The sequence below is a fragment of the Arthrobacter sp. Y3221048 genome (assembly GCF_059092685.1).
In genome coordinates this window covers 239,254-257,725 of record NZ_JBNHHX010000001.1, presented here as the reverse complement: position 1 = coordinate 257,725, position 18,472 = coordinate 239,254, and the positions used below count along the sequence as shown (strand labels likewise).

Below are 18,472 nucleotides of genomic sequence, written 5' to 3'. Positions count from 1 at the left end.
TCAGCGCTTCTTGATGGAGGACAGGGTCTCGGAGGCTGCGGTGCCGGCGGCCTTGGCCTTCTTGTCGCTGCGCTTTTCCTTGATGGACTTGCCCGATTTCTTTGATGCGGTCTGTCGGGGAGATTTGTCGGCCATGAGTGCCTCCTTGGCGCCAGCAAGATTGCTGCGCTCTAACGGGAACAAAGATTTTGTTCCGTACCCCTGACCATACGCCATTGCGCGTCAGGCAGGTGCTCCAATGGCCGTCGGTGGTGCACGTTGCCGCACGTCAGCGGGGAAGGGGCGGCGGCAAGGGCAGCTCTGCATCCTGGTCCCATCGACAGCGGCCGAAAACGCCGAAAGCGGCCGATAACGTCGTCGTCCTGTCGGATATGAGCCGGTTTCGACGCGCGTGCCTTGAATTAGGACGTGGCGGGGGCTGAGGGGCTGGAGAAAACCAGGGCACAGTGGCTTGGAGCACCAGGGCACAGAGGCTTGAAGCACAAGAGCCCCGCGAGGCTCGGAACACCAGAACCCTAGGGCTTGGAGAACCTGAGCGTCCCTGATTGAACACCAGTACGCTGGATTTCAGACACGAGCAACCGGGAGGGTGGATGTCCGAGACGACGGTGGCGGAGGTGATGGCCGAGCTGGCCACGCTTGAGGACCCTAAAGTGCGCGAGGCGAATGAGAAGCGCGGCGACGACCACGGCGTGAACCTGACCAAGCTGCGCGCTGTCGCCAAGCGGTTGAAGACCCAGCAGGATTTGGCGAGCGGGCTGTGGGCCACGGGCAACACGGCGGCACGGCTGCTGGCCCTGCTGATCTGCCGCCCGAAGGCCTTCGAACGCGACGAACTGGACGCCATGCTGCGCGAGGCGAGAGCCCCCAAGGTGCACGACTGGCTGGTGAACTACGTGGTCAAGAAGAGCCCGCACGCCGAAGAGCTCCGCGTGGCCTGGACCGGCGACGCGGATCCCGTGGTCGCCAGCGCCGGCTGGGCGCTGACCACCGAACGGGTGGCGAAGAAGCCGGAGGGACTGAACCTCGAGGGACTGCTGGACACCGTCGAGGCGGAACTGAAGCACGCACCGGACCGCCTGCAGTGGGCCATGAACCACACCCTTGCCCAGATCGGCATCGAGCACGCCGAGCACCGCGCCCGCGCGATCGACATCGGCGAACGCCTCGAGGTGCTCAAGGACTACCCGACACCGCCGAACTGCACGTCCCCGTACGCGCCCGTCTGGATCAACGAAATGGTGAGCCGCCAAGCGAACGCCTGAGACCTGCGGCCGTGCGGCAAGGTCCCGGCGGCCTTAAGTCAGCCGGAGATCCGTGATGCAGGTGGCGCTGTCGTCGGTCGTCGAAAAATCCGCCGAGCCGGAGTGCCCGTCGTAACTTACTTCGATGGTGCCGTGGATGTCGCCGGGAACCCAGAACCCTGCGAACCCGTTGCTGAAGGTTTCAATCCGCTCATCCACCAGCGTCTCCCCGGTGGTGTCGTCGATGATCTTTACGCTCATGTCTTCATTGCCCAGTTCGCCGAGGCAGGTCGTCAGGCTGTGGTAGAAGCAGTCGTGGGTCTGGTTGAGATACGGGGCGACCGAGATGTACGAACTGTCGTCCGGCAGGTCTAGCGTGACCTCGTTGTGGCCGCCGTCTGTGAGGAATAAATCGCCCTGCCGGACAGATGCCATCAAGTCGGTGGGCCGTTCGGCGATGTCCAGCCGGTCGAGGTGGTCGATGATGCCAACCGCGTCCATATCGTCAAGACCGAAGCCGGCGAGGAACTCGGCGTCCGTGGCCTCCCCTGCGGGGGTAGTTTCGGGGGCTGGCGCACAGGCGGTCAGCATCAGGGTAAGCGCCGCCGCGGCGACGACTGGCCGTTTCATATCCATCTCCTCATGCCCGCGCCAGGGAGGTGGGCAGCGCGGGGCCAACGGTGGTGGTCTGTTTTTCAGAAAAGGACGACGACGGCACTTTCGCGCCGTCGTCGTTCTACCATTTTAGGCTGGATCAGTGCTGCGGCTCGCGGGCCTTCAGCAGGGGCGCGAAGAACCCGGCGAGTTCCGCGGTCGCGGACAGCGGCAGCACGTTCGCCACGTACTGGTCCGGCCGGACCACCACGATGGCGCCGTCGCGCGAGATGCCGCGGACGTCGAAGATGTCCTCGTCCTTGGCGGTGCCGAAGACCTTCTCGAGGTTGGTCAGCTGGAACGGGCCCACCTCGGGCTTGAACACGGCGGGCACGGCGTTGATGTCCACCTCCTCGTGATGCTGCTGGTAGACCACCTTCACATCGAACCAGGCGTCGAGGTCAGCGCCCTCCGGCGTGGCGGCGAGCGGGGAGTCCGGCGCGTTCACCAGCCACTCGGACAGGTTCGCAACAGCCGTGGACTCGCCGGCCTTCGCCTGGTCGGCGAAGACGTAGATGCGCCAGCGCCCGTCGGCCTCGGCCAGGTGGCCCAAATGCAGCGGGTTGGTGTCGCAGACGCGGGAGACCTTGGCCGACTTGAACCGCTTGCCGACGGGGAAGCCGGTGGCCAGGTCCTGGTGGTTGCGCGCGCCGGTCAGGATCGACTGGGCGTACTCGGTCATGAAGCCGGCCGGGAATTCGGCGGTGCGGACGTAGAAGTCCTCGAGTTCCGACGGATCGGCGAACTCCTCGGGCTTCTTGGCCATCATCGTCGACCACTCCTTGTCGAAGTCGATGAGGTCCTTCGCGACCACCTGGCGCTCCGCAGAGTAGGTGGAGAGCAGGCTCTCCGGGCTGCGACCCTCCAGCACGTGTCCCAGCTTCCAGGCGATGTTGAAACCGTCCTGCATGGAGACGTTCATGCCCTGGCCGGCCTTGGCGCTGTGCGTGTGGCAGGCGTCGCCGGTGATGAAGACGCGCGGGGTGCGGGTGCCGACGTCCTCGGGCAGCAGGTCGTCGAACCGGTCCGTGAGGCGGTGGCCCACCTCGTACACGCTGTGCCAGGCGACGCTGCGCACGTCGACCGTGTAGGGGGTCATGATCTCGTTGGCCTTGGCGACGATCTGCTCGATGGAGGTCTGGCGGATCTTGCCGTTGTCATCCTCGGGCACCTCGCCGAGGTCCACGTACATGCGGAACAGGTAGCCGCCTTCGCGCGGGATCAACAGGATGGTGCCGCCGTCGTGCGACTGGATGGCGCACTTGGTGCGGATGTCCGGGAAATCGGTCTGGGCCAGCACGTCCATGACGCCCCACGCGTGGTTGGCGCTGTCGCCGGCAAGGGTGCTGCCGATCGAGGCGCGGACCTTGCTGCGTGCGCCGTCGCAACCGACCACGTACTTGGCGTGGACGACGCGCTCGGTGCCTTCATCCGGGCCGGCGCTGCGGATCAGCGTCACCTTCACCGGATAGTCGCCCTCGTCGGTGACCTCGAGGGTCTTGAATGCCCAGCCGTAATCCGGTGTCAGTCGGGTGGGCGAGTTGGCTGCGACCTCGGCGAAGTAGTCCAGCACGCGGGCCTGGTTGACGATCAGGTGCGGGAACTCGCTGATGCCCATCTCGTCGTCGACGGCGCGGCCGCCGCGGACGATGTGCTTGGGGTTCTCGGTGCCCGGGCGCCAGAAGTTCATCTCGGTGAGCCAGAAGGCCTCGGCGGTGATGCGCTCGGCGAAGCCGAAGGCCTGGAAGGTCTCCACGCTGCGGGCCTGGATGCCGTCGGCCTGGCCGAGCACCAGCCGCCCGTCCCGGCGCTCCACCAGCCGCGTGGTGATGTTCGGGAACTGGGCCAGCTGGGCGGCCGCGAGCATGCCCGCGGGACCGGAGCCCACGATGAGCACATCGACCTCGTCGGGAAGCTCCTCGGGGCGGTCGATGCCTACGCCGGCTGCCGGCTTGACGCGCGGGTCTCCGGATACGTAACCGTGGTGGTGGAACTGCACGGGTGTCCTCACTTCTGTTGCCATCTGCGGCCGTCGCCGTTGTTCTGTATTTGAACACCGGGTTCTATAACTGAATAACCGTTCGGTTGCAGATACTGTACGGCAAACATGACGCAGCTAACAAGTAACCCGGGTAACGGAAGGGGTCCGGGCGGCGTGGGATCGCGCGTCTGCCCGGATCCCGAACCGCGGTTGGAAATTCTTAAACGAAAGGACGACGGCGGTGCTCGGGCGCCGCCGTCATCCTCCTTTTGGGGGATCGCCCTCGAATGAGGTGCCGATCAGAACCAGAAGCTATGGATTAGTACTTGTAGGACTGGCCGCCGTCGATCGGGATGACGGCGGCGTTGATGAAGCCGGCGTCGCCGGACAGCAGGAAGGCGACCAGCTGGCCGACCTCTTCGGGCTTGCCGAAGCGCTTCATCGGGTTGGGTTCGACGAAGACCCTGCCGACCTCTTCCCAGTTCTCCGGGTCGATCTGCTTGAGCGAGCCTTCGACCATCGGGGTCATGATGGCGCCGGGCGCGATGGCGTTGATCTGTATGCCGTACTGGCCGTATTCGATGCCGGAGTTGCGGGTCAGGCCGACCACGCCGTGTTTGGAGGCTGCATAGCCGGACTGATTGCCGACTCCGCGGATGCCGCCGACGGACGCGGTGTTCACGACGGCGCCGGAGCCCTGTTCCTTCATGACCTTCAGGACGTGCTTGAGGCCGTAGAAGACGCCGTTGAGGTTGATGGACACGACCTTGGAGAATTCGTCGGAGCCGAAGTCCTCGGTGGGACTCTGCTTGCCTTCGATGCCGGCGTTGTTGAAGAAGCCGTCGATCCTGCCGAAGCGCTCGACGGCCTGGGCGACGTAACTCTCGACGGCGGCCTCATCCGCTACGTTCGCGGTGACGGTCAGGACGTCGGCGTCCGGGGCAACCGCGCGGATTTCCTCGACCGTGTCCTTCAGGCCGGCCTCGTTGAGGTCGACCAGGGTCAGGTTGCCCTGCTCCTTGGCGATCTGCAGCGCTGCCGACCGACCCAGGCCGGAACCTGCACCAGTGATGATGACGGACTTGCCGGAGAATCTCTGCATGATACTTTCCCTCTTCCTGGATGGAGTGGGCGCTCGTACCGGTGCCCACATCTATGCAAACGCATAAAAACCCGGGGCATTCCGGAAACCGGTGTGATGTCGGCGACCGCGGGGGCCAAACCGCAGGGCCCGGGGCACGCGGGCTCAGGGCGGCGGGCTCCGGGCGGCGGGCGGCGAGTGCGCCGGTCACGGGCCATGGCATGGCGTGGCGTCGCGGCGCGGCGGCTGGTTCCGCGGGTGAGGGGGAGGGTAGCGGAGCCTGGGTTACTACGGAACCCAGGCGTGGTGCGCGTTACCGGTGTGAGTACGTGAGGCAGTCCGCGTTGTCCGCGCCGGGACCCACGTGCACTTCCGGTGCCTGGCACATGAGGTGGTCGTTGTGCGTGCACTCGCTCCGCTGGCAGGCGCCGACGCTGGCCAGCACCTTGGGGAGCCCGCCGTGCACGCCGGTATCGATGAACGTGGCGCATTCGGCGTGGTTCTCGCCGCCCGCCACGGTGATTGCGGCGGCGTTGCATTCGCTGTGATCGTTGAAGGAACAGTTCGTTACTGCGCACTCGCTGACGTGTGAAGTCACGGTCATGGCACTTCCTTCCATCCTGGGGCCGCCCCGGGTTGAGCGGCTCCACTCACTACGGTAGGCGCGTTGCGGCCGATCAAAAAGGCATAAGACTGTGAGGTAATTGCCGGCACGACAGCAGGCGCCGAGTCTCCGGTCAGGCGGCCGCCCGGCTGGCCGCCCTGCCGTGCACCAGGTAGTACAGCAGGATGCAGGCGAGCATCAGCAGGCCAAGCCAGCCGTACATGCCGTCGAAACCGGTCAGCGGCACCAGCAGGCCCAGCAGCACCGGGCCGAAGCCGGTGCCGATGTCGAGCATCAGGTAGTAGGTGGCCAGGGCAGTGCCGAACCTCCGCTCCGAAACCAGCCGGACGGTAATGGCCTGCGTGCCCGGCAGCAAGGTCCCGAACCCGAGGCCGCTCAGCACCGCGGAGACGACGACTATCCAGGTGGCCGGTCCGAGCGCCAGCAACGCCAGGCCGGCGGCGAACAGCGCCAGCGCGGGATACAGCACCACGTTGTCACCGCGGCGGTCTTGAACCCTTCCGATGCTCAGCCGCGACACCAGCACCGCGGCGGCAAACACCACAAAGAACAGGGCCGCCGCATCCGCCGCATTCGCCGCCTCCGCATACGAGGTCAGGAACGAGAGCAGGCCGGAAAAGGCCAGCCCGCTCACCAGCAGGACCGTGGTGATCGGCAGGACCTCCGGCGCGAACACCTTTCCCAGCAGGGCCGCGGGCGTCCGGCGCTTCTTATCCGGGTCGCCGCCCGGGATGCGCTGCTTGACGACGGCGGCCGGCTCCGCTGGCGCTTCGGGCAGTTTCAGGGTCAGGGTCACCACCAGAGCCGCGACGGAACAGGCCGCGCAGAAGAGGAACGCGCGCTCGTAACTGCCGTCTACAACCAGCACCACCGCCAGCAGCGGCCCCAAGGCGGTAGCCAGCGTGGTGGAAACGGCGAAGTAGCCGGTGCCTTCACTGCGGCGGGCGGGCGGAATCAGTGCCTGCGCACCGGCTGTGACGGCGGTGTTGGCGAGGCCGAAAGCCACGCCGTGGGCCAACCGCAGCACCAACAACGAGGCCAGGGAGTCCGCCGGAACGTACAAGAGGGAAGCCGCGGCGAAGGCGGCCAAGCTGATCAGCAGCATCCGCCGCCGGCCCACGTTGTCGATCAGGGGCCCGGCAAAGAACCGCGAGACGAGCGCCCCCACGATGAAGGCACTGGACGCGAAACCGGCCGCGGTGTCGGAGGCCAGGAACCGTTGGGCCGCGTAGAGGGCCATCGACGTCATCAGCAGGTAGAACACGATGTAGATGAACAGGTTCGCGCCGATCGCCAGCACGAAGTTCCTGCTCCACAGCTTCTCCTGCACGCGGGCGGCCTCCTTGCCTGCCTAGGCCGGTCCCCGTTGTCCGGCAGCGTTCCGGATAAACCAGTAGTCCTGATTATGCCGTTGGGCCTATACTTCCGGCACGCACGGTCCGGTGCCCAGCAGCGCCAGGCCAGCCCGGTCGCCGTCGGCCAATGACGTCACGCTGTTTGCTCCGGCAAACATCAATTGCTCCTCATCATCCACGTGCGCCAACCCGAGCACGTGGCCGAGCTCGTGGATGATGACGGCGCGCACATGCTCCCGTCCGTCGGGATACGTGAGGACGTTCCGGAGCGCCGGCGCATCCAAGGTGATCTGGCCCGCGACGAGAACGTGCGGCGTTCCCCGTGCGCCAACCGAGGAGCTGCCGCCAAGTCCGGCGATATCTCCGGCGAGTCCGGACACTTCGCTGGGATCCGACCAGGTGATCAGCACCGGCGCCCACCGCTTGCCATAGCGATCCGGTTGGAAGCGTTCGCGGCCTTCCTCGGCGAATGCCTCGTCGGTGAATCCGTCGTAAAGGAACTGCAGTCCGCTGGCCGAGGAGACCTCGGCGATGGCTTCTTGGATGATCGTGTCCGACCCAGGCGGTGCATTGTCCGGACGGACCACGTAGTGGATGGGGCGGCAGGGGTCATAGGCGAGGAAGGGCTGCGAGGACTCCGGCGGTGTCGCGTACAACTCGTAGGCGTCCGACTCCGCGACGGCGGGCGGTTGGCCCAGGGGGCTGTCGGCGGCTTCGACACCGCGGGGCGGAATGTCCGCGCCGGGAAGATAGGGGGCAACCGCCGGCATGACGTGCCGGCTGAATACACCCGGGGCGAAGCACAGAGCGATGACGAAGGCGATGGCCAGCCCGGTCGACAGGCGGCCGGCGCGGCGGGGGGAGGTGCGCCGCCATCTTGCTGCTTGTGGTCGCGTCTTGGCTTGCGGCCGCGTCCTGCCCGCGGTGAGACCTTCGGCAGGCCGGGGCGGGGTGGGTGCCCCGATTGCCTCGTCCAAGGCCCATTGAGGAATTCGCCCGCTGGGTGACCGCTTAACGTTCGGTTGTCTTAGCGGGGTTTTCGCGCCGGGGGATGAGTCCCTTGCCAGTCCCTCTGCCCGGTGCGGCATCTGCTTCCCCCAACTACCCCGATTCGGCCTCGCCGAACGACGACAAAATTATACGATTCATCAGAGGAGAGGGACATACAAGTGCTGGCATCTGCCGGTGCTTCCGTCGCAAATAATTCGCGGCGTTTACTGCCGCTCGGACGCCCGCACGGCCAGCAAGCCGCCGGTAGCGAACGCCACGGTGCAGGCGAAGACCAACGACAGGGGCGCGGCCCAGCCGCCGGTCACCGTATTCAGCCACCCGGCCAAAGGCGGGGCGCAGGTCGCGGCCAGGTATCCGCCGGTCTGGATCCGGGCGGAAGCGGAGGCGGCCTCCTGGTCGTTGCGCGCGACCCGAGGGATCACGGTGAAGATCGCAGTGAAGCCACCGCCTTGGGCGATGCCGCCCGTAATCGACCAGAGAATGTAGGCGTCGGGTGCCAAGAGCAGGCCGATGGGGAGCGTCATCCACAGGATCGCGATGCAGGCGGTGGGCACCCAGAGTCGGGTCCGCTCGGCCAGCAGCGGCACCCCGAATGCGCCGACAATGGCGGCGATCTGAAAGAGCGAGGCGGTGGCTCCCGAGCCGGCAAGGGACAGGCCCCGAACGTCCGACAGCAGCAGGGGCAGCCACGTGGTCGTGGCGTAATAGGCAGCAGACTGCCCGCAGAAGGCTAGGGTCAACAACCCAACGATCCACTTGTTGCCGCGGCCGCCGGAGGTCTTCGGCGAAGGGGTGGCGGCTGTCGCCGGCCGGCCGGCATCGCGCGGTTCCGCTGCCGCTTTACCGGCAGGAGAATCGTTCGCCGCGCTGCCCAGCCCGGCTGCAACTGCCTCGCGACGCCGTCGCGCCATCGGCAGCCAAAAGGCGAGGCCAAGGACGGCCAACACGCCCCAGGCCACCAGTGCCCACCGCCACCCGACGAGCGCGGCGAGCGGTGCCGTGCCCAGCAGGGTCGCCATGGACCCTATGTTCATGGTGGCCGTGTAGGCGCCGGTGACGGCGGAGACCCGCTTCCAGGGCACATCGCGCCGGATCAGCACCGGCGCCACGATGTTGCCGAGCGTGATGGCGGCGCCAATGATTGCGGTGCCGACGAGCACCACGGACACCGGGCCCAGGGACCGGATCACCGTGCCAGCCAGCACGCCGCCGAGGCACAGCAGGACGGTGGCCTCGGGCCCCCATCGGCGGATCGTGCGGGTGGCCAGCGGAGTGGCCAACGCGAAGAGCAGCACCGGAAGACCGGTGAGCAGGCCCACCCCGGTTGCCGTCAGGCCGGTGTCGGACTGGATGGCCGGGACCACGGCGGTGGGAGCGATGATCGGCGCGCGCAGGCTCAAAGCAAGGACGACAATGCCCAGAATCACCCACGGCAACGCCGGCCGTGAGGCGAATGCGCGGACCGTGGCTGGCTCCTTCGGGTCGTAGGGCGGGCAGCGGGGAATTCCCCGCGGGAAATCTCCCCAGCCACCCTAGCCGAAGCGATCCTTGCCTCCGCTGATGACTTACCTGGAGGGTGCCGGCGCCGTCATTATTCCCGGCAGGCCGGAACCGAGGCGGCATTCCTTCTGCCCGGTGGTAAAGTCGGGACAAGTGTGCTTTCCGTCCGCACCTGCTGCGCGGAACGCCGTCGAAGCGCCCCCGGCGCCTCGGCCACCCAAGACTTCAGTGCCGGCAACTCCGGCTTCGGGCGTTGACGCCCGGCAACACACCGCACCACAGATCGGAATCCATGAACACCAAGCCGTTGCAAACTCCTCCGAAACTCGCCAAGGACGCCTTGCGCATAGTCCCCTTGGGCGGACTGGGCGAGATTGGCCGGAACATGACGGTGTTCGAGTTCGGCGGCAAGCTGCTGATCGTGGACTGCGGCGTCTTATTCCCCGAGGAGCAGCACCCGGGCGTGGACCTGATCCTGCCCGACTTCTCCTACATCCGCGAACGCCTCAACGACGTCGTCGGCATTGTCCTCACCCACGGGCACGAGGACCACATTGGCGGCGTGCCGTACCTGCTGAAGGAACGCGCCGACATTCCCGTGATCTCCGCGAAGCTGACGCTAGCCTTCGTGAAGACCAAGCTGCAGGAACACCGCCTGAACGCCAAGATGGTGCAGGTCAAGGAAGGCGACCGGAAGAAGTTCGGTCCGTTCGACCTGGAATTCCTGGCCGTCAACCACTCCATCCCGGACGGACTGGCCGTGGCCATCCGCACCGGAGCCGGGCTGGTGCTGGCAACCGGTGACTTCAAGATGGACCAGTTCCCGCTGGACCGCCGGATCACCGACCTGGCCGGTTTCGCGCGGTTGGGCGACGAGGGCGTGGACCTGTTCCTGCCGGACTCCACCAACGCCGAAGTTCCGGGTTTCCTCGCTGCCGAGGCCGATTTGGTGCCGGCAATCGATACGGTCATGCGCACCGCCCCGCGCCGCGTGATCGTCTCCAGTTTCGCCAGCCACGTGCACCGCATCCAGCAGGTCATCGACGTGGCACACAAGTACGGTCGCAAGGTCGCTTTCGTGGGCCGGTCCATGGTGCGCAACATGACGACGGCGCGCGAGCTCGGCTACCTGAACATCCCGCGCGGTGTGCTGGTGGACTTCAAGGAACTGGAGAAGCTGCCGCCCACCAAGGCCGTGCTGATCTGCACCGGCTCGCAGGGCGAGCCGATGGCGGCACTGGCACGCATGGCCGGCGGCGACCACATGATCGACCTGACCGAGGGCGACACCGTGCTGCTGGCCTCCTCGCTGGTGCCCGGCAATGAGTCCTCGATTTACCGGTTGATCAACGACCTGACCAAGCGCGGCGCCAACGTGGTGCACAAGGGCAACGCGAAGGTCCACGTCTCCGGCCACGCCTCCGCCGGCGAGCTGGTCTACTGCTACAACCTGGTCCGCCCGAAGAACGTGCTCCCCGTGCACGGCGAGCACCGCCATCTGAAGGCTAACGCGGAACTGGCCGTCCGCACCGGCGTGGACCCGAAGCGGGCGCTGATCGGCGAAGACGGCATAGTGGTGGACCTCAAAGACGGGGTGGCACGGGTCTCCGGGCAGATCGCCGCCGACTATGTCTACGTGGAGAACATGGTGGCCGGGGCGGCTACCGAAGCCTCCCTGCAGGACCGGCTGCGGCTGGCTGAAGACGGCGCCGTCACCGCGCTGCTGATCGTCAACCCCGACACCGGGCGGCTGGAGGAAGAGCCGGAGTTCTTCCCGGTCGGCTTCGCCCCGGCGGTCGAGCAGCTGGAGAAGGCCACCGGCATCGTGGAGAAGACGCTGATGCAACTTCGCGGGGACAAGACCGGCCCGGACGCCGAAAAGGCGATCGCCCAGGCACTGATCCGCTGGTCCGACCGGGCCCTGCGGCGCAAGCCCGTGGTCACGGTCATCATCGTCGAGGCCTAGCCGGCCGGATTCGCCACAGCGAAGAAGAAGGGACGGACGGGCACAGACCCGTCCGTCCCTCCAGCTTTAGGAGCCCTCCCGCCTCAGGCTCACGGGCCAGGGGTCGGAAAGTTCCGGCAGTCCGTGTAGGAATTCTTGGTCACCGGCGCTCCTTCCGCCGTGCATCAGCCGTTGGCCGCCGGCTTCCCCGCGCGGCGAGCCTGCCCGAAAGCGGCCCCAGCACGATGAGCGAGGCCCAGGTGAGCTTTCCTGCTGTCCCGCCTGCGGCGAAGGCCACCGGAATCGAAATCGCGAAGACCAGCGGCGGGACGAGGGAATCGAGCACGAACGCCCGATGTTGCCTGCGGTGCATCGGCTCGATCTCGAGGCGGTTCCGGCGGGCGATCTCGAACATGGCCAGCTGGGCCAAGGCCGCCAGCGCAAGGTTGGCCGCGTACAGCACAGTCGACAGTTCCAAGGACGACGTCTCGGGGTCGCTGATGCCCTGCGTGGTGAACGGAATCAGGATGACGAATGAGGCCGCCACCAGGTTCGCCGTCGTCGTTGCGGAATCAAGAGCCGAGAGCCGTTGTATCAGGCGGAGGTTCATCCGCCAGAACACGGCGATCACCACGAAGCTCAGGATGAAACCGGCAAGCTGATGCACGAGGCCGGAGCCCGCCAGCGACCGGAGGTCTTGCCATGCCTCCGGCGAAGGAGCATCCAGGTTGGTGATCAGCAGCGTGATGGCGAATCCGTAGATTACGTCGTAAAAGCCGATGCCGCGGTCAAACTCGGGGGACTCCCGGGCCAACCTGGCGGAATTGCGCTCCAGCGGTTCGGAACGTTCCGCGGAGTCTTCGGGGCCCGCGCCGTGTGCGGGCGGTTCGCCGTCCCGGGGTTGTGCCACGAGATCAGCGTGGCGCAAACCGTGGACACTATGCAATGGGCGCAAGGCGCGACGGCGGCGCCCGCCTCTGGTCGGGACTGCGGCCATCTGGTGTGCTTGCACCGGCGTCGTTGTTGGCGCAGTGGCGCAGCGCGGCAAAGCACCGCGCCACTGCTGGCGAGGCCGGCTACGGGATCGGGATGGTCCCGGCGTAGTCGGTGTTGTAGCCGGTGACCGGCTGATGCGGGATCTCCTCCCAGCGGTCGGCGTCCTCCTGCTGGACTTCGCCGGTGGCCAGGCCGAGGAGCAGTTCCTTCATGGCGAGCAGATTCTGCTGGACGCTCTTGCCCCTGGCCTTTTGGCCGAGGCTGCCGTCCGACGTGTTGCCGGAAGTCTCGAAGAAGACCACCGGGTTGGAGTGGCCCTCCGGGTTCATGCCCTGATAGTCCAGGCCGAGCATCATCGCCGAGACCACGCCGCCCTTGATGTCGATCTCCAGGCCGTTGCCCACCTGGTAGCGGTCCATGTTGATGGATCCGTACTTGGAGAGTTCGTCGTAGACGTGGACGTGCATCTGGCGGGTCAGTTCGTCGTAGGCGCCGTCCTTGATCCCCGGCAGGGTCGGACCGCCCGGGGCCAGCGAGATGCCCAAGGACAGCGTGACGTCGTCGCCGGTGCCCCATTCCTTCTTCAGGCCCTGGTGGTGGATGTCGATACCGTAGGCCGGCTTCACGTCGGTCCAGTACTCGTAGAAGGCCAGCGACTCGTTGGCCACGAATCCGGTGGGCGTCCAGTCCCGGTTCAGGTCGATCCGCTGTTCCCGCCCGTTGGCGCCGAACTCCGGCAGATCGGCTGCCTGGTCCCAGAGAACCGTGTGGCGGATGTTTGCCTCTGATCCGTCCGGGTTGTACATCGGGATGAAGTGGAAGGTGAACTTCTCGCGCAACAGCTGATAGTCCGCCGAACCGTTGGTGCCCAGGTCCTTCAGTAGCGACAGGATCGACTCGGTGCCGTAGGGTTCGTTGCCGTGGATGCGGCCCTGAATCCACACATGCTCGGCGCCGGTGCCGACGGTGGCCACCCAGAGGTCGCGGCCCTGCTCGGACTTGTTGACCTGCGTGCCGGCCTCTTCGAGCGTGAAGGCGTCCACGCCGAAGCGGCTGTTCTTTTCCAGCTTCCGCAGTTCCTTCACGAGGTCGTCATACGTCAGGATGCTGGCGGTATTGGTGTTGCCCTCGGTAGAGGGGAAGTTGGCATCGGCAAGGACCGGAGTGGCGGCGCTAAAGGGAATGACGACGGCGAGGGCCGCCGCAGCGGCCAGGCTGCGGTAGCGCCGGGGCTTGGCCGAACTGTGGTTGGTGGTGCTCTTGGGCTGGTGCGTCACTGCATGTCCTCCAAAGGTTGAGCGATTCATGCGCCAGCGCAGCCGGGTAATGCGGCTGCGCTGGCGGGATCGACAGCCCGAGAGAACTGCCGGTAACGAGACGCTAGCCGTGGTTCCCGGGATTGCGCCAGAGTTCAGGGTCGGATTCGGGCGTACCGATCCGAAATTGCGGCAGAGATGTCCAACTGCCCGTGATGGCTGCCCTCCGGGGGGCCCGGAGAGCACGCGCTGGCCGCCCTCCGGGGGCCGGGAAAGCACGCGATGGCTGCCATCCGGGCCGGGAAAGCACGCGCCGACCCTGCCGTCGCCGCACGGCTACCCGCCGATGCGGGTTGGGGCTAACCTCAACGTGTGACTCCTGAGGAGCTGGCCAACGTGGCGCATCTGCGCCGGGCGCGGGACCTGATCGACCGGGACTTTGCCCGGCCGCTCGATGTGCCGACGATGGCGGCGAAGGCGCTGATGTCGCCCGCGCATTTTTCGCGCCGCTTCAAGGCCACCTACGGGGAGACGCCGTACAACTACCTGATGACCCGCCGGATTGAGCGGGCGATGGCGCTGCTGCGCGCCGGTACGAGCGTCACGGACGCCTGCATGCAGGTGGGCTGTACCTCGCTGGGATCGTTCAGCACGCGGTTCACCCAACTGGTGGGCGAAACCCCCAGCGCCTATCGCAGCCGGGAGCATCCGGCGGCCGAGGCCATGCCGCCGTGCATCGCGAAGCTGCTCACCCGGCCCGTCGACCCGAGATCGAGCAGGATCGAAGAAGCGGCAACTCCGGCCCCGGCGTAGTTTTGCCGCATGACTATTTCACTCCAGTACTGCAACATCACCGTGAACGATCCCGCGGAATCCATCCCGTTCTACCGGGACGGCCTCGGGCTTGAGGTCCGCAACGACGTCGCCAACGACGGCTTCCACTGGATCACCATGGGCAGCCCCGACCAGCCCGAACTGGAGCTGGTGCTGTCCGCACCCCATGCCGGGCGCTCGCAGGCCGACGGCGACCAGCTCCAGGAGTTGCTGGTCAAGGGCGTCCTTCCCATGCTCGTGTTCCGCACGGATGACCTGGACGCTGCGTTCGAACGGCTGGTATCGATCGGGGCAGAGGTCCTGCAGGAACCCATGGACCAGCCGTGGGGACCGCGGGACTGCGCCGTCCGGGACCCATCGGGCAACATGATCCGCATCAACCAGGACAAGTAACCCAACACCCGGAACGACGGCGGGCCGCTCACCTCCCACGGCGCGCGGCGGCCGTCGTCCTGCACGCCGGTAGGCGGCCGCGGGTTATTTGTCCGCGACGGGCGCCGCGTGCGGCAGCAGCGAAGACGGGGCCGCTCCGACCATCACTTCCACGGCACGGGCGAGGTGGGTGTGCCGGTCGTTGACGCCGTTCCAGCGCACCAGCCCCTGGGCGTTCAGCCCGTCGATCATGCCCAGAACCTGCCAGGCCACGGTTTCCGCGTCCGGCGTCGTGAACTCACCGGCGGCAACGCCCGCCTCGAGCAGATCCCGGATCACCGCCTGCCAGGCATCCATCTGTGCGCGCACGCTCACTGCCAGCGCCTCGTTGCGGCGGCCCAAGGACCACGCTTCCACCCACACCGCCGTGACATCGAGCCGGCGGTCGTCCAAAAGCGTGTCGAGCAGCAGGCTCAGGCCCTGCCGCGGCGTGGGCCGCCCTGCCACCATGGCCGACACCTCATTGATTTCCGCGGCCACGATGGAGGTGAAGGCGCCGGCCACCAGGACATCGATGGTGGGGTGGTAGTGCGCCACCAGGCCCGGGGCTACCCCGGCCCTGCCCGCCACGTTGCGCAGGGTGATCGCGGAAAGGCCCTGCTCGAGCCCGATGGCCCGGGCCGCTTCGGCGATTTCCGCGGCCCGCTCGGCGGGCGCCTTGCGCGGAGTGCGTTTGGGTGTGCTTGACATCACAGAACAGTCTAGAGTAGCTTCGCTGCATTATTGATCATGCGATCAACAAGGCGGGTCGGACGTCCCTTCCTGTTCCTCACGAGACGGAGGCCCCTGTGGCTTGGAGAATGCCGGCGGAAACCGATCCCCACGAGCGCACTTGGATGGCGTTCCCCCGGGCCGGCCTGACGCTGGGCGCGGATGCGGCGTCGGCCGAGGAAGCGTACGGTGCCTGGGCCGCGGTGGCGCATGCCGTCGCGGAGTTCGAACCCGTTGTCATGGTGGTCGACCCGGCGGAACGGAAGCGCGCCGGCCGCATGCTGGACAGCGGCATCGAACGGCTCGAGGAACTGCTGGATGAGTTCTGGATGCGGGACATCGGCCCGACCTTCGTGGTCGACGACGAGCGGCCGGACGTGCTCGGAGCGGTGGACTGGACCTTCAACGGCTGGGGCGCGCCGGCCTGGGCCGAGTGGGAGAAGAGCCGCGGCATCGGAAGTTTTGTCGCCGCGCAGGCCCAGGCCGAACTCGTCACCTCCTTGCTGGTGAACGAAGGCGGCGCCATCCACGTTGACGGCGAGGGGACGGTGCTAGTGACCGAAACCGTGCAGCTCGATCCTGATCGGAATCCGTATGCGGACAAGGGACGGGTTGAGGCGGAACTGGCCCGCACCCTCGGCGCCACGCATACCGTGTGGGTACCCCGGGGACTGACCCGCGACTACGAGGACCTGGGCACGCGCGGGCACATAGACATGGTGGCCACCCTGCCCTCGCCCGGACGGATCCTGCTGCATATGCAAAACAACCCGGCACACCCCGACTTCGACGTCAGCCGGTCCCTGCGGTCCTTCTTCGAGACCCAGATCGACGCGGCAGGAAAGCCGTTCGACATCGTTGAGTTGCCCGCCCCGGACACCCTGAAGGACGAGGAAGGATTCGTCGACTGGAGCTACGTCAACCACCTGGCGGTCAACGGCGGCGTGATTGCCTGCGGCTACGGGGAGGAACGCGCCGATGCGCTGGCAGCCGAAATCCTCGCCGAGGCCTATCCCGGCCGCCGCGTGGTCACGGTGGACGCGCGGCCGATACTGGCCCGCGGCGGCGGAATACACTGCATCACGCAGCAGCAACCCAAGCTCGGCGCGAAGGCGGCAGGATGAGCCGGATTGACGTGGTGGAGGCCTCGATTGCGCAGCTGCGCGAGGCGCTGCAAACGGGGCAGGCGACCAGCGAGGAACTCACGCACGCCTACCTGGAACGCATCGCCGCCTACGACCACGGCGGCATCCGGTTGAACGCCGTCGTCGTCATGAATCCCGAGGCGCTCGCGGACGCCCGCGCTTCCGACCGGCGGCGTTCCCGCGGAGAAACCCTGGGACCGCTGGACGGTATTCCCTACACGGCGAAGGACAGCTACCTGGCCCAAGGCCTCACCGCCGCCGCAGGCTCGCCCGCCTTCGAGCACCTGGTGGCCCGGCGCGACGCGTTCGCCATCGAAAGGCTGCGCGCGGCAGGGGCGGTGCTCCTGGGACTCACCAACATGCCGCCGATGGCCAACGGGGGCATGCAGCGGGGTCTCTACGGACGTGCCGAAAGCCCCTACAACCCCGACTTCCTGACGGCCGCCTTCGGCTCCGGTTCATCCAACGGATCGGGAACCGCGACGGCGGCAAGTTTCGCCGCCTTCGGCCTCGCCGAGGAGACCTGGTCCAGCGGCAGGGCGCCCGCGTCGAATAACGCGTTGTGCGCCTACACCCCGTCGCGCGGCATCATCTCGGTGCGGGGCAACTGGCCGCTGGTTCCCACCATGGACGTGGTGGTGCCGCACACCCGGACCATGGCCGACCTGCTGGAGGTGCTGGACGTGATCGTGGCGGACGACCCCGAAACGCGCGGCGACTTCTGGCGCCTGCAGCCCTGGGTTCCCATCCCCGCCGCCTCGTCGGTCCGGCCCGCCTCCTACCCGGGCCTGGCGCCCCGCGGACTGCAGCAGGCACGGGACGCGCTGCAGGGAAAACGCTTCGGCGTGCCCCGCATGTACATCAACGCCGACCCCGATGCCGGCACCAGCAAACACCCCGGCATCGGCGGTCCCACCGGGCAACGGATCGAGACCCGGGCGTCCGTCATCGAGCTGTGGGAAGCCGCCCGCCGGGACCTCGAGGCCGCGGGGGCCGAGGTGGTTCCCGTGGATTTCCCGGTCGTCTCCAACTACGAGGGCGACCGGCCAGGTGCCGCGAAAATCGGCACCCGCGGCCTGGTCAGTGCGGAGTACCTGCGGCGGGAGATCCTGGATCTCTCCGCGTGGGCGTGGGAGGACTTCCTCGCGGCCAACGGGGACCCGGCGCTTCGGACTTTGGCCGACGTGGATGGGTCGCAAATTTTTCCGCATCCGCCCGGAGCCCTGCCGGACCCCTACGACGATTTCGACGACATCGCGTCCTATCCGGCGCACGTGCGGGAACACGGCGTTGGCTCGGTTACCGACATCCCCCATCTCGCGGAGGGAGTGCGCGGACTCGAGGAAACCCGCCGTGTGGACCTGGAAGCCTGGCTGGACCACCACGCGCTGGACGCCGTCGTCTTCCCTGCGGTGGCGGACATCGGCCCCGCGGACATGGACGTTAACCCGGCTTCGGCAGACCTCGGCTGGCGCAACGGCGTCTGGGTGGCCAACGGGAATCTCGTCCCGCGCCACATGGGCATTCCCACCGTCACCGTGCCCATGGGCACGACGGCGGACATCGGCATGCCCGTGGGACTCACCTTCGCGGGGCGGGCCTACGAGGACAACGCACTGTTGGCCGTGGCGGCCGCCTTCGAGGTGACCGGCGTCCGCCGCACCGAGCCGCCCCGGACCCCGCGGCTGGGCTGAAGGCAGGA

General features: G+C 67.1%; 17 protein-coding genes. 6 read left to right on the top strand and 11 right to left on the bottom strand.

Annotated elements, in window-relative coordinates:
• Positions 1 to 135 (bottom strand): hypothetical protein, encoded by a 135-nt coding sequence (locus AC5RVS_RS01200; RefSeq protein ID WP_494106792.1) that lies wholly within the window; start codon positions 133 to 135, stop codon positions 1 to 3.
• Between the two features lie 458 nt (positions 136 to 593).
• Here AC5RVS_RS01200 and AC5RVS_RS01195 point away from each other — a divergent pair, with 458 nt between their 5' ends.
• Positions 594 to 1,265, top strand: a complete 672-nt coding sequence (locus tag AC5RVS_RS01195) for a DNA alkylation repair protein (RefSeq protein WP_494106791.1) — start codon at positions 594 to 596, stop codon at positions 1,263 to 1,265.
• Between the two features lie 33 nt (positions 1,266 to 1,298).
• On the opposite strand, the gene AC5RVS_RS01190 is transcribed toward AC5RVS_RS01195, so the two are convergent.
• The 7 genes from AC5RVS_RS01190 to AC5RVS_RS01160 all read right to left on the bottom strand — a co-directional run bounded on the left by AC5RVS_RS01190 (position 1,299) and on the right by AC5RVS_RS01160 (position 9,378).
• Complete coding sequence (locus AC5RVS_RS01190; protein ID WP_494106790.1) at positions 1,299 to 1,874, bottom strand: CueP family metal-binding protein; 576 nt, start codon at positions 1,872 to 1,874, stop codon at positions 1,299 to 1,301.
• A gap of 124 nt (positions 1,875 to 1,998) precedes the next feature.
• Complete coding sequence (locus AC5RVS_RS01185) at positions 1,999 to 3,897, bottom strand: FAD-binding monooxygenase (protein WP_494107292.1); 1,899 nt, start codon at positions 3,895 to 3,897, stop codon at positions 1,999 to 2,001.
• Between the two features lie 301 nt (positions 3,898 to 4,198).
• Positions 4,199 to 4,981 carry an SDR family oxidoreductase gene (locus tag AC5RVS_RS01180; RefSeq protein WP_494106789.1) on the bottom strand — a complete coding sequence of 261 codons (783 nt, stop codon included), beginning with the start codon at positions 4,979 to 4,981 and terminating at the stop codon, positions 4,199 to 4,201.
• Positions 4,982 to 5,273: 292 nt separating this feature from the next.
• A complete protein-coding gene (locus tag AC5RVS_RS01175; RefSeq protein WP_493988912.1) occupies positions 5,274 to 5,558 on the bottom strand; it encodes a DUF1540 domain-containing protein in 285 nt (94 codons plus the stop codon).
• Positions 5,559 to 5,697: 139 nt separating this feature from the next.
• On the bottom strand, positions 5,698 to 6,915 hold the full coding sequence (locus tag AC5RVS_RS01170; RefSeq protein ID WP_494106788.1) for an MFS transporter: 1,218 nt from the start codon (positions 6,913 to 6,915) through the stop codon (positions 5,698 to 5,700).
• Positions 6,916 to 7,002: 87 nt separating this feature from the next.
• A complete protein-coding gene (locus AC5RVS_RS01165; RefSeq protein WP_494106787.1) occupies positions 7,003 to 7,917 on the bottom strand; it encodes a matrixin family metalloprotease in 915 nt (304 codons plus the stop codon).
• Positions 7,918 to 8,154: 237 nt separating this feature from the next.
• Complete coding sequence (locus AC5RVS_RS01160; RefSeq protein ID WP_494106786.1) at positions 8,155 to 9,378, bottom strand: MFS transporter; 1,224 nt, start codon at positions 9,376 to 9,378, stop codon at positions 8,155 to 8,157.
• 365 nt (positions 9,379 to 9,743) lie between these two features.
• On the opposite strand from AC5RVS_RS01160, the gene AC5RVS_RS01155 reads away from it, so the two are divergent.
• Entirely contained in the window at positions 9,744 to 11,417 is a 1,674-nt protein-coding gene (locus AC5RVS_RS01155) for a ribonuclease J (RefSeq protein WP_493969597.1), read from the top strand.
• Between the two features lie 139 nt (positions 11,418 to 11,556).
• Here the strand turns inward: AC5RVS_RS01155 and AC5RVS_RS01150 are convergent, their stop codons facing one another.
• Together AC5RVS_RS01150 and AC5RVS_RS01145 are read right to left on the bottom strand one after the other, a co-directional pair.
• A complete protein-coding gene (locus AC5RVS_RS01150) occupies positions 11,557 to 12,306 on the bottom strand; it encodes a TMEM175 family protein (protein WP_494106785.1) in 750 nt (249 codons plus the stop codon).
• 166 nt (positions 12,307 to 12,472) lie between these two features.
• Entirely contained in the window at positions 12,473 to 13,669 is a 1,197-nt protein-coding gene (locus tag AC5RVS_RS01145) for a M14 family zinc carboxypeptidase (RefSeq protein WP_494106784.1), read from the bottom strand.
• Between the two features lie 351 nt (positions 13,670 to 14,020).
• On the opposite strand from AC5RVS_RS01145, the gene AC5RVS_RS01140 reads away from it, so the two are divergent.
• Positions 14,021 to 14,461: a helix-turn-helix transcriptional regulator gene (locus AC5RVS_RS01140; RefSeq protein WP_494106783.1), complete on the top strand. Its 441-nt coding sequence runs from the start codon at positions 14,021 to 14,023 to the stop codon at positions 14,459 to 14,461.
• Between the two features lie 9 nt (positions 14,462 to 14,470).
• Complete coding sequence (locus AC5RVS_RS01135) at positions 14,471 to 14,875, top strand: VOC family protein (RefSeq protein ID WP_493977066.1); 405 nt, start codon at positions 14,471 to 14,473, stop codon at positions 14,873 to 14,875.
• An 84-nt stretch (positions 14,876 to 14,959) separates the two neighbouring features.
• Here AC5RVS_RS01135 and AC5RVS_RS01130 read toward each other — a convergent pair whose 3' ends face one another.
• Positions 14,960 to 15,604: a TetR/AcrR family transcriptional regulator gene (locus tag AC5RVS_RS01130; protein WP_494106782.1), complete on the bottom strand. Its 645-nt coding sequence runs from the start codon at positions 15,602 to 15,604 to the stop codon at positions 14,960 to 14,962.
• A 98-nt stretch (positions 15,605 to 15,702) separates the two neighbouring features.
• Here AC5RVS_RS01130 and AC5RVS_RS01125 point away from each other — a divergent pair, with 98 nt between their 5' ends.
• Together AC5RVS_RS01125 and AC5RVS_RS01120 are read left to right on the top strand one after the other, a co-directional pair.
• Positions 15,703 to 16,749, top strand: coding sequence for an agmatine deiminase family protein (locus AC5RVS_RS01125; RefSeq protein WP_494106781.1), 1,047 nt, complete (start codon positions 15,703 to 15,705; stop codon positions 16,747 to 16,749).
• Positions 16,746 to 18,464 carry an amidase gene (locus AC5RVS_RS01120; RefSeq protein ID WP_494106780.1) on the top strand — a complete coding sequence of 573 codons (1,719 nt, stop codon included), beginning with the start codon at positions 16,746 to 16,748 and terminating at the stop codon, positions 18,462 to 18,464. Before AC5RVS_RS01125 ends, AC5RVS_RS01120 begins: the two co-directional genes overlap by 4 nt.
• Positions 18,465 to 18,472: the final 8 nt, after the last annotated feature.